14 protein-coding genes are annotated in these 12,605 nt (G+C 71.1%); 7 read left to right on the top strand and 7 right to left on the bottom strand.

Going from position 1 to position 12,605, the window contains the following annotated elements:
• Positions 1-902: DMT family transporter (locus J0695_RS29470; RefSeq protein WP_206967097.1), on the top strand; the 902-nt coding region annotated here is incomplete at its 5' end.
• Here the strand turns inward: J0695_RS29470 and J0695_RS29465 are convergent.
• On the bottom strand, positions 893-2,224 hold the full coding sequence (locus tag J0695_RS29465; protein WP_206967094.1) for an aminotransferase class I/II-fold pyridoxal phosphate-dependent enzyme: 1,332 nt from the start codon (positions 2,222-2,224) through the stop codon (positions 893-895). The two genes, J0695_RS29470 and J0695_RS29465, sit on opposite strands and share 10 nt — an antisense overlap.
• Before the next feature lie 23 nt (positions 2,225-2,247).
• On the opposite strand from J0695_RS29465, the gene J0695_RS29460 reads away from it, so the two are divergent.
• Positions 2,248-2,934, top strand: coding sequence for a pyridoxamine 5'-phosphate oxidase family protein (locus J0695_RS29460; protein WP_206967092.1), 687 nt, complete (start codon positions 2,248-2,250; stop codon positions 2,932-2,934).
• Positions 2,934-3,575 (top strand): FMN-binding negative transcriptional regulator, encoded by a 642-nt coding sequence (locus J0695_RS29455; RefSeq protein WP_206967090.1) that lies wholly within the window; start codon positions 2,934-2,936, stop codon positions 3,573-3,575. Before J0695_RS29460 ends, J0695_RS29455 begins: the two co-directional genes overlap by 1 nt.
• Here J0695_RS29455 and J0695_RS29450 read toward each other — a convergent pair.
• From J0695_RS29450 to J0695_RS29440, 3 genes are all read right to left on the bottom strand, one after another.
• Positions 3,557-4,516 carry a DMT family transporter gene (locus tag J0695_RS29450; RefSeq protein WP_206967088.1) on the bottom strand — a complete coding sequence of 320 codons (960 nt, stop codon included), beginning with the start codon at positions 4,514-4,516 and terminating at the stop codon, positions 3,557-3,559. The two genes, J0695_RS29455 and J0695_RS29450, sit on opposite strands and share 19 nt — an antisense overlap.
• 163 nt (positions 4,517-4,679) lie before the next feature.
• Entirely contained in the window at positions 4,680-5,672 is a 993-nt protein-coding gene (locus J0695_RS29445; RefSeq protein ID WP_206967086.1) for an EamA family transporter, read from the bottom strand.
• 37 nt (positions 5,673-5,709) lie between these two features.
• Complete coding sequence (locus J0695_RS29440; protein WP_206967084.1) at positions 5,710-6,279, bottom strand: Clp protease N-terminal domain-containing protein; 570 nt, start codon at positions 6,277-6,279, stop codon at positions 5,710-5,712.
• Between the two features lie 200 nt (positions 6,280-6,479).
• On the opposite strand from J0695_RS29440, the gene J0695_RS29435 reads away from it, so the two are divergent.
• Together J0695_RS29435 and J0695_RS29430 are read left to right on the top strand one after the other, a co-directional pair.
• Complete coding sequence (locus J0695_RS29435) at positions 6,480-6,659, top strand: hypothetical protein (RefSeq protein WP_206967082.1); 180 nt, start codon at positions 6,480-6,482, stop codon at positions 6,657-6,659.
• A 78-nt stretch (positions 6,660-6,737) separates the two neighbouring features.
• Positions 6,738-7,166 carry a type II toxin-antitoxin system Rv0910 family toxin gene (locus J0695_RS29430; RefSeq protein WP_206967080.1) on the top strand — a complete coding sequence of 143 codons (429 nt, stop codon included), beginning with the start codon at positions 6,738-6,740 and terminating at the stop codon, positions 7,164-7,166.
• An 83-nt stretch (positions 7,167-7,249) separates the two neighbouring features.
• On the opposite strand, the gene J0695_RS29425 is transcribed toward J0695_RS29430, so the two are convergent.
• The gene (locus J0695_RS29425) at positions 7,250-7,843 is read right to left on the bottom strand and encodes a PadR family transcriptional regulator (protein ID WP_206967079.1); all 594 of its coding nucleotides are present in this window, start codon (positions 7,841-7,843) and stop codon (positions 7,250-7,252) included.
• A gap of 152 nt (positions 7,844-7,995) precedes the next feature.
• Here J0695_RS29425 and J0695_RS29420 point away from each other — a divergent pair, with 152 nt between their 5' ends.
• On the top strand, positions 7,996-8,805 hold the full coding sequence (locus tag J0695_RS29420; RefSeq protein ID WP_206967077.1) for a PhzF family phenazine biosynthesis protein: 810 nt from the start codon (positions 7,996-7,998) through the stop codon (positions 8,803-8,805).
• Between the two features lie 64 nt (positions 8,806-8,869).
• Here J0695_RS29420 and J0695_RS29415 read toward each other — a convergent pair whose 3' ends face one another.
• On the bottom strand, positions 8,870-9,649 hold the full coding sequence (locus J0695_RS29415) for a CPBP family intramembrane glutamic endopeptidase (protein ID WP_206967075.1): 780 nt from the start codon (positions 9,647-9,649) through the stop codon (positions 8,870-8,872).
• A gap of 120 nt (positions 9,650-9,769) precedes the next feature.
• Here J0695_RS29415 and J0695_RS29410 point away from each other — a divergent pair, with 120 nt between their 5' ends.
• Entirely contained in the window at positions 9,770-11,548 is a 1,779-nt protein-coding gene (locus J0695_RS29410; RefSeq protein ID WP_206967073.1) for a substrate-binding and VWA domain-containing protein, read from the top strand.
• Here the strand turns inward: J0695_RS29410 and J0695_RS29405 are convergent.
• A partial coding sequence (locus J0695_RS29405) for a glutamate-cysteine ligase family protein (RefSeq protein ID WP_242553356.1) occupies positions 11,543-12,605 on the bottom strand: 1,063 nt, incomplete at its 5' end. The two genes, J0695_RS29410 and J0695_RS29405, sit on opposite strands and share 6 nt — an antisense overlap.

The raw sequence follows: 12,605 nt of genomic DNA, 5'->3' as shown, positions 1-12,605 counted from the left end.
CCCGCCCCGCCGTCGACTGGCGCGTCCGCTTCGCCGTGCTCTCCCTCATCTGGGGCTTCAGCTTCCTCCTCATCAAGGTCGGGACCGACGGCTACGCCCCCTTCCAGGTCACCTTCGGCCGCCTCTTCTTCGGTACGGCCGTGCTCGCCGTGGCCATGATGGTGAAGCGCGACAGGCTGCCGCGTGGTGCCCGCACCTGGATGCATCTCGCGGTCGCCGCCCTGCTGCTGAACGCGGCGCCGTTCTCGCTCTTCGCGTACGCCGAGCAGACGATCCCCTCCACGCTCGCGGGCATCTGCAACGCCACCTCGCCGCTCTGGGGGATGGCCCTGTCGATGGTGGCGCTCTCGTCGGACCGGCCGACTCGCCGCCGCGTGGCCGGCCTCGGCGTCGGTTTCCTGGGCGTACTGACCGTGCTCGGCGTCTGGCAGGGCTTCTCGGGCCTGGACTACGGGGGCACGGCGATGGCCCTGCTCGCCTCGCTCTGCTACCCCATCGGCTGGATCTACCTGCGCCGCACCCTGGCGAACACGGGCTGCTCCAACCTCGCGATCACCGGCTCGCAGCTTTTCGTCGCCACGCTCGAACTGGCCCTGATCACCCCGCTGTTCACCACCCTGCCCACCTCGTTCCCGGTGGTCCCGCTGCTCGCGGTGGTGGCGCTCGGCGCGCTCGGCACCGGGGTCGCACTGCTGCTGCAGTACGGTCTGGTGGCCGAGATCGGCCCGACCACCGCCCAGATGGTGACGTACTTCATCCCGGTCATCGCCACCGCCGCAGGTGTCGCGGTGCTGGGCGAGAGTCTCAGCTGGAACACCCCCGTCGGCGCGGTCGTGGTCCTCGCCGGGGCCGCCCTCACCCAGACCAGGCCCCGGAAGAAGCGGTCCGCGCCTCAGTCGTAGCGCCTGCCGGGAGCCGGTCCTGCCGCTGATGCCACGGCGTCGGCGACAGGGCCGATGTCGTCGTCGGACATCCCCGAGACCGTGAGGCGCACGCCCGGAGCCGCCGCCAGCCGGAAGCGCGCACCCGGTGCGACCGCCCAGCCCGCGTGCAGCAGCCGCGCCACCGCTCCCGTCTCGTCCGGCACGGACACCCATACGTTCATCCCGCTGCGGCCATGGGCCTCCACACCCCGCGACCGCAACGCCTCCACCAGCGCGTCCCTGCGCCTGCCGTACGCGAGGGAGACCGCCCGCGCGTCGACCGCGCCCGTACTCCACAGATGCACCACGGCGCGCTGCAGCAGCCTGCTGACCCACCCCGGGCCGAGCCGCTGCCGGCCAAGGACCCGGTCGACGGTGGCCGCGTCCCCGGTCAGGACCGCGAGCCGCAGATCAGGGCCGTACGCCTTCGACGTCGACCGTACGAAGGCCCAGCTGTCGGTCACCCCGGCCAGCGGATGCAGCGGCAGATCGACGATGCCGTGCCCGTGGTCGTCCTCGACGAACAGCACCGAGGGGTACGAGGCAAGGACGGCCCGCAGCTCGCGCGCCCGCCCGGCGCCCACCGCGGCCCCGGTCGGATTCTGCGCCCGGGCGGTGACGACCAGGGCCTTCGCCCCTTCCCTCAGCGCCCGCTCGACCTCGTCGGGCAGCGGCCCCTCGTCGTCGAGCGCGACCGGTACGGGCCGCAGCCCGAGGGCCGGGACCAGGTCGAGCAGGGCGCCCCAGCCCGGGTCCTCGATGGCGACCGCATCGCCGGGCCTGAGGTGTGCGGCCAGGACGCGTTCGATGCCGTCGAGCGACCCCGACACCACCGCGATCCGTCCGTCGGGCACCCCGTCGGCGTCGAAGGCGGCACGGGCCAGGCGCGCCAGTTCGGGGTCGACGGCTTCCTGTCCGTACAGACCCGGCCGCTCCTCGTTGTGGCGCGCCGCAGCGGCGAGGGCATCGCCGAGCGGGGGGAGCAGGGCGGGGTCCGGGTTGCCGTTGGACACATTGCGCACCCCGTCGGGGACGTCCGTCCGGATGGATTCGCGCGCGGTGATGGCGGGGCGGGGGCGCACCCGGCTGCCCCTGCGTCCGGCTGTCTCGATGACCCCGCGGTCGCGCAGAGTCCGGTAGGCGGCCGCCACCGTGTTCGGGTTGACGCCGAGGTCGGTCGCCAACTCCCTGAGCGGAGGCAGCAGTTGACCCGGCTCCAGCCGCCCGGATGCCACGGCCTGCTCCACGCTCGCGGCGATGTCCATTGCGCGGCGACCTTCGATTCCGTACGCTCCTAGCACAAAGCAGATTATGCACTAGTGCAATGGAGAGCGCAATGCCGGAGCCCGCAGCGCCCGAAGTCCCCTACGAACCCACCGGGCGCACCGTCCCCACCCGCTCCCGGGAGCGGGCCTCCTACGACCGGGCCCTGGTGCACTCGATACTCGACGAGGGCTACGTCTGCCACCTCGGCTTCATCCGCGACGGCGCCCCCGTCGTCCTGCCGACGCTCTACGCACGGATCGGCGAGCGCCTCTACATCCATGGCTCGACCGGATCGCGCCCCCTGCGCATGGCGGGTGAGCAGGACCCCGGCCTGGCGGTCTGTCTCACCGTCACCCACGTCGACGGCCTGGTCCTGGCCCGCTCCGCCTTCCACCACTCGATCAACTACCGCTCCGTCGTGGTCCATGGCACCGCCCACCAGGTCATCGACGCCGAGGAGCGCTCCACCGTCCTCGACGCGCTCGTCGACCACGTCGTCCCCGGCCGCTCCCAGGACTCCCGTCCTGCCAACGCCAAGGAGCTCGCCTCGACGTCCGTGCTCCGCCTCGACCTCGACGAGGTCTCGGCCAAGGTCCGCACCGGCCCCCCGAACGACGAGCCCGAGGACCTCTCCCTCCCGCACTGGACGGGTGTCGTCCCGCTGACCCGCGGCCACGGCACACCGATCCCCGCCGGCGACCTCGACCCGGCCGTCACGCTCCCCGACTACCTCAAGGCCCTCTGATGCTGATCCACCCCTGGGACGCACCGCGCGAGGACGGCGAGTGGCAACAGTGGCTCGCCGCCCATGACTTCGGCCAGCTCGCGGTCAACGGCCTGCCGGGCGAACCTCCTTCCGTACAGCCCATGCATTTCGTGTACGACGGCGAGCGCGGCGAAGTCCTCACGCATCTGGCCCGCCCGAACCCGATCTGGCCCGCCCTGGAGACGAACCCCCAGGTCCTGCTGAGCGTCGTCGACGACTACGCCTTCGTCCCCGGCCCCTGGCAGGCCCCCGCGGACATCCCGTCCGAGCACGGTGTGCCCACCAGCTTCTACGCGGCTGTCCAACTGCGCTGCACCGCGCACCTGGTGGACGATCCGGCGGAGAAGGCGGCGCTGCTCAACCGGCAGATGGGCCACTTCCAGCCGGAGGGAGGCTCTGCAGCGGCGGCCGTCGGCGAGGCCCCGTACGGACGCATGCTCTCGGGAATTCGCGGGCTGCGCCTCGAAGTGACCGCCGTACGGGCGAAGTTCAAGTACGCGAGCCACAAGCCCCTGGAAGTCCAGGAGCAGATCGCGGAAGGACTGGCCGGACGCGGCGGCCCCCTGGACGAAGCCGCACGCGCCCACCAGTTGCGCCGCCGTCAGACGAGCAGCGCCTGACGGCGTGCGGCGGACGCCGCACGCATCTCCCCGTACGCGAGCCCGGTGACCGAGGCGAGCAGCAGCAGAGTCCCTGCCACGGTGGCCGTGGTGAGCTGCTCGCCCAGCACCGTCACCGCGATGACGGCGGCACTGACCGGCTCCAGGAGCATGATCACCGATACGGTCGCGGCCCTGACCACGGCGGCGCCGGAGAAGTAGAGCGCGTACGCGAGGGCGGTGGGGACCGCGGCGACGTACACCAGCAGCCAGATCACCTGGCCGGCTTCGGCCGTGTGCGGCATCAGCCCCTCGACCGCGGCGAGCGGCAGCAGGCACACCGTGCCGACGGCGAACGACCAGGTGGTCATGGCGAGGGGATCACCACCGCCGCCCGACCGCCCGAACCGGCGCGTCAGCAACGCCATTCCCGCGTACCCGGCGGCCGAGAGCAGCGCCCAGGCGACCCCGGCGGGACGTACGGCTCCGCCGCCGCTCCCCAGCACCAGGACGGCGAGCCCTCCGATCGCCCCGGTCACGGCGCCGATGCCGCCGCCGCCCAGCCGCTCCCCCATGGTCAGCCGCGCCCCGGCGGCGATCAGTACGGGCCCGGCACCCAGTGTGACCACGGTGGCGACCGCGAGACCGGTGTCCTGCACCGCGGCGAAGTAGGCGACCTGGAAGACGGTGAAGGTGCCTCCCGTGGCGGCGATCCGCAGCAGCTTCGTACGAGGGTGCGCCCCGACGGCATGAACTGCCGTACGGGGACGGCGGACCGCCCGTACCACCAGCATCAGCGCGAGTCCCCCGGCGCACCGCCAGAAGGTGAGGGCGACAGGTCCCAGATCGCTGGCCCGGTAGAGCAGCGAGGCGGCGGCCCCGGCCGTGCCCCAGGCGGCACCGGCGACGATCAGATAGCAGAGGCTTCGCCCGACGGGCAGCCCGACAACAGTGTTCGACACGTGGATTCTCTCCGCACGCAGACAGGGGTGAGTGGATCGCTCAGCTCTGTGCGGGGGCAGCGAAGGACCGCCCGGGAACACCCGGGCCCGGTCCGTCAGTGAGTGCGGCCGCCCGCGCTAGGCGGCGGGAGGGGGAAGCGCGGTCAAACGCATGCGCGTCACCCTAGGCAACGGGGTCCTTGACCTGCAACACCTTTGAGTCACCCGCGGATACGTCCGCCACGGAACCCACGGGCGCCGTGGGCACAGGCGCCTTGGGCGCGGACGACTGCGCGATGAAGGCGCCGAACAGCACGACACCGCCGCCGAAGATCTGCGGTGCGGAGAGGTGCTCCCCGAGCAGCACCCAGGCCAGCACGGTCGCGATGACCGCCTCCAGGCAGGCGACGACGCCCGCCACCTGCGGTGAGAGCATCCGCACGGAGACGACTCCGGTGACGTACGCGACGACGGTGGCGATCAGCACGATCCAGCCGAGCAGCAGCCACGCGGGCACCTGCGTCCCGTTCATTCCCGCGTTCCCGCCGAGCACCTGCCAGTCCATGCCCCACGGCCTGGCGACCACCGTCAGCAGGACGGCACCGAAGAGCAGTCCGTACGCGATGACTCCGAGCGGGTCGGCCGCGTCCTCCCCGTCGCTCCCCTGGTCGGAGAGGACGAAGTAGCCCACCTGGCAGCAGGCCGCGCCCAGGGCGAGCAGCAGCCCCACCACGTCGAAACTGAGCCCCGACCACACCTCGACGACACAGGCGAGCCCTCCGACGGCGAGCACCACGCCCACCGCGGCGGCCCGTGTCACCGGCCTGCGCTGCACGAACCGCACCCAGCCGAGGACCAGCGCCGGGGCGAGGTACTCGACGAGAAGTGCGACCCCGACCGGGATCCGGGAGATCGCGGCGAAGTAGCAGGCCTGGACCCCCGCGACGGCCAGCAGCCCGAACCCGGCCAGCAGAACGGGCCTGCGCAGTACGAGGTCCCGGTGGCGCCAGGCGACGGGCAGCATGACAAGCGCGGCGCCGGTCACCCGCAGCCACACCACGTGCAACGGGTCGAGTCCCGCTTCGATCAGCGGCTTGGCCGCGACCCCTGATCCACCGAATGCGAGCGCCGACAGCAGGGCAAGTCCCAGGCCGACGCTCCTCCCCTGAGCGTGCATCGGCACATCATGACAGCTGGCGTCATGAGCGTCATCCCTATGACACCTGTCGAGACGACGCCTCCCCGAGCCGGTGCGCCAGCACCTCCACATCGACGCCCGCGTGGATCAGCACTTCGACGGCGCGGCTGCCGCGGTCCGCCGCGAGGGAGGCCAGCAGATCGCGTCCCGACGCCTGCCGGTCACCGCGCCCGCCGGCCCGTGCCAGCGCGTTCTCCATGGCGGTGACGGCGCTGGGCGACCACCCGGCGACCTCCGGCTCGCGCATGACAGGGAGCGCCCCGGAGTCCTCCACCGACCCCTGCCACCGCAGTCCGTATCCGATGGAGCGCTGTACGAGGTATCCGAGCACCTTGGCGAGTTGCGGCCCCCCGTCGAAGGCCGCCCGCACGCCGGGATCCGTCTCGATCACCGAGTGCAGCAGATGGGCCGTGTCGATCTGCCGGTCGCCGTCGCGCAGCGCACGCCGGCGCGCGCCCGTGACCACCGTCGCAAGCTCCACGGTGAGCCTGGCTTCGATCTCGGCATGGGCGGGGGCCGGCTGGTCGCCGGGCCGGACAGGACTTTGCACATCTCCTACCCCATCAGGCGCCGGCGTCCGATCCATCCCCGCGGGGACCCATTTCCGCATCCGACAGAAGGTGGGCACACACGACCGGCTTCTCCTCCTTGCGGATGAGATCGCACCGATACACCCCAGGGGCGCGCGCCGCCTTGCCCTGCGCCGCCGACGCAACCGCGACCCGCACCGCACTCGTCTCTCATCGACAACACCACCACCCCGGCCATCACGAGACGGAGGCCCGCATGCTCCTCTGGCTGGTCGCCCTTCTCGCGAAGGACGGACGGCAGTACGTGTACCGGGTGTACGCACCGCACGACGCCCTGCACGGCGACCTCTTCTGGGCCGCCTTCCACTGCCACGACGAGAGCCGCCGGCCACGCGCCAGCGACTGCTTCGACTCCGCGGAGATCTGGCAGGTCTGACAGTTCATCAGTATTGAATATTCCGCATCGACCGGCTACGTTCCGCGACATCACAACCTGACAAGAAGGGGTGGTCGCATGGCCGAAGTCAGCGCGGAGGCACGTATTGAGGCACCGGCCGAGAAGGTCTGGTCGCAGCTGACCGACTTCGGCTCGTACGGCGAGTGGAGCATGACGCACACCGACTTCCCCAAGGGCGGCCCCGAAGTGCTGGAGGCCGGGGCTTCATTCCAGGAGAACATGAAGCTCATGGGCTTCCCGGCCGAAGTGAACTGGACGATCGACGAGCTGGAGACCGCCCGGGTGTTCGCGATCCGCGGCAAGGGCCCGATGGGCGTCAACCTCAGCCAGCGCTACTCGCTCACACCCGACGGCGACGCCACCACGCTCCGCATCGACAGCGAGTTCACCGGCGCCGCGGTGGCCCTGATGGCGGGCAAGCTCAAGGACTCGGCGACCGCCGCGCTCAATGAGTCGCTCCGCAAACTGAACGGCCTGGTCGTCTGAACAGCCCGGCCACCTGAGCGACTCGCACCCACCACGCACGACGGCGCCCCACGGATTCCGTGGGGCGCCGTCGTCTTCGGGTGTCAGTCCTCGTCGGCGAGGATCAGGTAGAGCTTCTTACGGGCGTCGTTGATGACCGTGAGCGCCTTCTGGCGCTGGTCCGCGGTGCCGGTCTTCCAGACCTGCCCGAAGGCCTCCATCAGGCCGAAACCGGCCTGGCGGATCTCGTTCATCGTCTCCCAGTCGACGCCGCGCCCCGCATCGTCCCAAGGGGCCTCGGGCCCCTCGGCGGCGGCGGTGCTGCCGGCCTCGGTGAGCGTGAACAGCTTCTTGCCGCCCTCGCTCTCACTGGTGATCAGACCTTCGTCCTCGAGCATCTGGAGCGTCGGGTAGACCGATCCGGGGCTGGGACGCCAGGCGCCGCCGCTCCGCTCACCGATCTCCTGAATCATCTCGTAACCGTGCATAGGACGGTCCTTGAGCAGCGCCAGGATCGAGGCACGCACGTCACCGCGCCGCGCCCTCCCCCTGGGGCCGCCCCGGCCGCCGCCACGCCCTCCGGGTCCGAATGGTCCGCCGAACGGCGGCCCGAACGGGCCGAAGGCGCCACGGCGCCCTTCGAATTCTTCCCGACCCTGATGGCCGGGACCGCAATTTCCATGTGTATGGGAACGCATCGCAAACACTTCCTTCCATCGTTGATCTGTCGCGATGCGTCAACGATATATCGGAACAGTTCGTTTGGCAACACCCGACCGCCACACGAAGGGGCCAGATCCCCGGGATTGGCCTTGGCCTGCGGCTTTCCCCCGCCGCTACCGTCGGGGACATGCGGATTCGAATCGTCGACGCCTTCACCGACCGCCCCTTCGCCGGCAACCCGGCCGGGGTCCTGCTCCTCGACTCCTTCCCCGACGACACCTGGCTGCAGAACGTCGCGACGGAGGTGAACCACGCGGAGACCGCCTTCGCCCACCCGCTGCCCGCCGGCGGCGAGGCCGACTGGGCGCTGCGCTGGTTCACCCCGGCCACCGAGGTCGACATGTGCGGCCACGCCACGCTCGCCACCGCCCATGTCCTGCACACCACGGGCGCCGCGACCGGCACGGTCCGCTTCGCCGCCCGCTGCGGGATCCTCACCGCCACGGCGCAGGCCGACGGCACGATCACGCTGGACTTCCCGACCTCGACGCTTACCCCGATCGAGGCCCCGGCCGGAGTCGCGGAGGCACTGGGCGCCGGGGTGGTCTCGGTCCACGACACCTCGGACCACGTCGGAGACCTGCTGGTCGAGCTGGCGGACGAGAAGACCGTCCGCTCCCTCACGCCCGACTTCCCCGCCCTGGTGGCCCACTCCCGGCGCGGCATCATCGCCACCGCGGCGGCCGACGACCCCTCGCGCGGCTACGACTTCGTCTCGCGCGGCTTCTTCCCCCGCGTCGGCATCGACGAGGACCCGGTGACCGGCAGCGCCCACACGGCTCTCGCCCCCTTCTGGTCGGCCCGCCTCGGCCGCGACGCGCTGACCGGCCTCCAGGCCTCGGCCCGCTCCGGTCTCGTACGGACACGACTGCACGGCGACCGCACGCTGCTCACCGGCACGGCGGTCACGGTCATCGACGGCGAACTGCACGCCTGAGCGCCCCCGAGAACGCCTCAGGGGGCGTACGGATAATTCCGTACGCCCCCTGCGCATGCACCTGCTACCCCGTCGGCAGCCACCCCACCTTGCCGGCGAGCAGGGCATAACCGACGAAGGCCCCGATGTCGAGCAGCGAGTGCGCGACCACCAGCGGGCCCACCCGCCCCCAGCGCCGGTAGAGCAGCACGAACACCACGCCCATCGCCATGTTGCCGACGAAGCCGCCGACCCCCTGGTACAGGTGGTACGAGCCCCGCAGCACCGAGCTCGCCACCAGGGCGCCCATCGGCGACCACCCCAACTGCCCCAGTCTGCGCAGCAGGTACCCGACGACGATCACTTCCTCCAGTACGGCGTTCTGCACCGCCGAGAGGATCAGTACCGGGAACTTCCACCACACACCGGGCAGCGACTCCGGCACCACGGTCAGATTGAACCCCGCGCCGCGCGCCCCCAGATAGAAGGCGAGCCCCAGGCTCCCGATGCCGGCCGCGATCAGCGTCCCGCGCCCCAGGTCCGGCCACGGCCTGGTCCGGTCGAAGCCGATCGCCCGCAGCCCCGCCCCCTCCCGCAGCAGCAGATGCGCCACCAGCGCGACCGGCACCAGCGCCGTCGTGATGCCGAAAAGCTGCCAGGCGAGATCCAGCCACGGACGCCCCGGCGCGTACGAACTGTTCAGCGTCGCGGCCTGCTGCTTCAGCGCACCGGGCTTCGTCAGCGATCCGATAAAGCTGATCAGCGCCGAAACACCGCTCGCGCCGAGCGACAGCGCGAGTACCAGCACCGTTTCAGACCGGAAGATCTTCCGTGAAATCCCCCCCGTGGGAAGAGAATCAGCCACGCGCCTGCACACCTGCCTCCAGTTGACCGTTCACACCTCATGCCCACCACCGTCCCGCTAGGGTCTCGGAGGCAGGTACGAAGATCGCACACGACAGGCCGCTGGGAAGGGCACCATCGCATGGGACGTCACAGCTTGCCCGATGAGTTCCCCGCCGAGGGAACCCGGGTCCGTCCGCCGGTACGCCGCAGGACGGTGGCCATCGCCACCATGCTCGTCCTGTGCGTGGCGACGGGTACGGCGCTGGCGGCACAGGGCGGCCTGCTCGGCTTCTCCACCTCCTGCTCCGACTCCGCGGTGAAGCTGCGTCTCGTGGCCTCCCCCGACATCGCTCCCGCCGTACGCGACGTCGCCGACCGGGTCCGTAAAGACAAGATCACCACTGACGGCCAGTGCATGGACATCACCGTCACCCCCCGCGATTCCTACAAGGTCGCCGACGCCCTGAGCACCACATCGGCCGACCCGGACTACCAGATATGGCTGCCCGATTCGCAGCTGTGGGTGCAGCGCGCGGAAGCCACGGGCAAGAGCGTCCCGCTCGCCCCGGCCGGCAATGTCGCCGCCTCCCCGGTCACGCTGGCCATGGTGCCGTCGGCGGCCAAGGCGCTCGGCTGGCCCAAGAAGACCTACAGCTGGGCGGAGTTGGCCGGGGCCACCGTGCAGTCGGACAAGATCCACCTGGGCGCGGCCGACCCGGCCCGCAGCGCCTCGGGGCTGCTCGCGCTCAGCAGCATCAGCCGCTCCGCGGGCAAGGGCCCTCAGAGCGAGACCCAGGTGGCGGCCGCCGCCAAGGTGCTCTCCCAGCGCATATCCGACGGCGACTCGCAGGTGCTGGACACCCTCGCCCGCGGCGACTCGGGTTCGGAGAAGGGCAATCCGCGCCGGAATCAGGCCCTGGTCCTCTCCGAGCAGTCGGCCTTCGCCCACAACTCGGCGGCCGGCAGCGCCGAGCACCTCGAGCTGTTCTATCCCAAGGACGGCTCCCCGCAGCTGGACTACCCGTACACGCTGGTCAACGAGTCCGGCCAGACCACCGACCAGAGCCGCGCCGCCCTGCGCTTCATGTCCCTCCTCGGCGAGGATGCCGGCCGCCGCACCATCGAGACGTACGGTTTCAGGACGCCCGACCAGCCCGTGCGCGACAGCGGGGTGAAGACGGCGGGCGGACTCGCACCGCAGCCGTACGCCAAGGAGCCGCCCGAGCCGCTGTCCGCACAGGAGCTCCAGGAGACGCTCGGCATGTGGACGATCACGGTGCAGAGCGCCCGGCTGACCACGGTGGTCGACGCGTCGGGATCCATGGCGACGCTGGTGCCAGGCCGCGGCTCCCAGACGCGGATGGACGTCACCAAGGCATCACTGCTGCAGGCGCTCGCCCAGTTCACCCCCGAGGACGAGATCGGCCTGTGGGATTTCGCCACCCGGCTCGACGGCGACCGTGACTACCGCAAGCGGCTGGACACGGTCCGCCTCGGCGACCCGGCGAAGGGCGGCGGCACCCAGCGCGACCGGCTCTCCGCCGCGATCTCGGGGCTGGCGCCGGTGCCCGGCGGAGCGACCGGTCTGTACGACACGACGCTGGCCGCCTTCAAGGACGCGCAGGCCACCTATGTGAGCGGCAAGTTCAATGCGGTGGTCGTCCTGACGGACGGCGTCAACGAGGACGAGGACGGAATCTCCCGCTCCGGGCTGATCGCCAAGCTCAAGGAGCTCTCCGACGTCAACCGCCCCGTTCCGCTGATCATGATCGCGGTCGGCCCCGACACCGACAAGGCCGAGGTCGAACAGGTCGCCGAGGCCACCGGCGGGGCCGGCTACCAGGTCAGCGACCCGGCCGACATCCACGCCGTACTCCTGAAGGCGGTGATGGCGGCCGCCAGCGCCAAGGCGTCATGACGGCCCCGGGAACCCCACCGGCCAGGTGTGCACCGGGTCCCCCTGGTGCATCAGCTCGCCGTAGCGCCGGGTCGTGGCGGCCAGCGCCGCCTCCCGTTCGAGACCGGCCTCCAGTGCCCGGTGGTACGTGTCGACCTGCCAGGACGCCCCGTTGACCCTCCGCCTGCACCGCTCCTCGATCACCCCGAGGTAGCGGTCGCGGTCGGCCGGCTCGATCCCCCAGGCGTCGAGCCCGGCGGCGGCCAGCGGCAGCAGCTCATCGCGTATGAGCTTCACCGCGGGCACCTTCGTGGTCCCGCCGGCCCGCCCCGGACGCACCCACTCCAGCTCGGCGTCGATCCCGTAGCGACAGGCCGCGTCGAAATTGCGCTCGGCCGCATCGAAGGACATCCGCCGCCACACCGGGCGCGCGTCCTCGGCGAGCGCCCGCACCAGGCCGTAGTAGAAGGCGGCGTTGGCCATCACATCCGTGACGGTGGGCCCGGCGGGCAGGACACGGTTCTCCACCCGCAGATGCGGGACGCCGTCCGCGATCCCGTAGACGGGCCTGTTCCAGCGGTAGACCGTCCCGTTGTGCAACACCAGCTCCTGCAGGCTCGGTATGCCTCCTTCGTCGAGCACCCGCAGCGGCTCCTCCTCGCCGCAGATCGGCAGCAGCGGAGGGAAGTACCTGAGGTTCTCCTCGAAGAGGTCGTACGCGGAGTCGACCCAGCGCTCCCCGAACCAGGTCCGCGGCCGCACCCCCTGGGCCTGCAGCTCGGGCGGACGGACATCGGTGGCCTGCTGGAAGAGCGGCGGCCGCGATTCGCGCCACAGTTCACGGCCGAACAGGAAGGGGGAGTTGGCACCCACCGCCACCTGCACCGATGCGACGGCCTGCGCCGCGTTCCAGACGTCCGCGAAACGGCCGGGGGTGACCTGGAGGTGCAACTGCACGGAGGTGCAGGCGGCTTCCGGCGTGATCGACTCCGAAGTGCAGCTGAGCCGCTCGACACCCTGGATGTCGATGACGAAATCCTCGCCGCGTTCCGCCACCATCTGGTCGTTGAGCAGCACG

This window comes from Streptomyces beijiangensis (assembly GCF_017315755.1).
Classification (GTDB): Bacteria; Actinomycetota; Actinomycetes; order Streptomycetales; family Streptomycetaceae; genus Streptomyces; species Streptomyces beijiangensis.
This window is presented reverse-complemented; position numbering and strand designations above follow the sequence as displayed.

What these genes read in the sequence shown, in the direction of transcription:
- J0695_RS29460 (WP_206967092.1), top strand. Translation starts at nt 2,248, where the DNA reads ATGGAGAGCGCAATGCCGGAGCCCGCAGCGCCCGAAGTCCCCTACGAA.
- J0695_RS29455 (WP_206967090.1), top strand. Translation starts at nt 2,934, where the DNA reads ATGCTGATCCACCCCTGGGACGCACCGCGCGAGGACGGCGAGTGGCAA.
- J0695_RS29445 (WP_206967086.1), bottom strand. Translation starts at nt 5,672, where the DNA reads ATGCACGCTCAGGGGAGGAGCGTCGGCCTGGGACTTGCCCTGCTGTCG.
- J0695_RS29440 (WP_206967084.1), bottom strand. Translation starts at nt 6,279, where the DNA reads ATGGATCGGACGCCGGCGCCTGATGGGGTAGGAGATGTGCAAAGTCCT.
- J0695_RS29435 (WP_206967082.1), top strand. Translation starts at nt 6,480, where the DNA reads ATGCTCCTCTGGCTGGTCGCCCTTCTCGCGAAGGACGGACGGCAGTAC.
- J0695_RS29430 (WP_206967080.1), top strand. Translation starts at nt 6,738, where the DNA reads ATGGCCGAAGTCAGCGCGGAGGCACGTATTGAGGCACCGGCCGAGAAG.
- J0695_RS29425 (WP_206967079.1), bottom strand. Translation starts at nt 7,843, where the DNA reads ATGCGTTCCCATACACATGGAAATTGCGGTCCCGGCCATCAGGGTCGG.
- J0695_RS29420 (WP_206967077.1), top strand. Translation starts at nt 7,996, where the DNA reads ATGCGGATTCGAATCGTCGACGCCTTCACCGACCGCCCCTTCGCCGGC.
- J0695_RS29410 (WP_206967073.1), top strand. Translation starts at nt 9,770, where the DNA reads ATGGGACGTCACAGCTTGCCCGATGAGTTCCCCGCCGAGGGAACCCGG.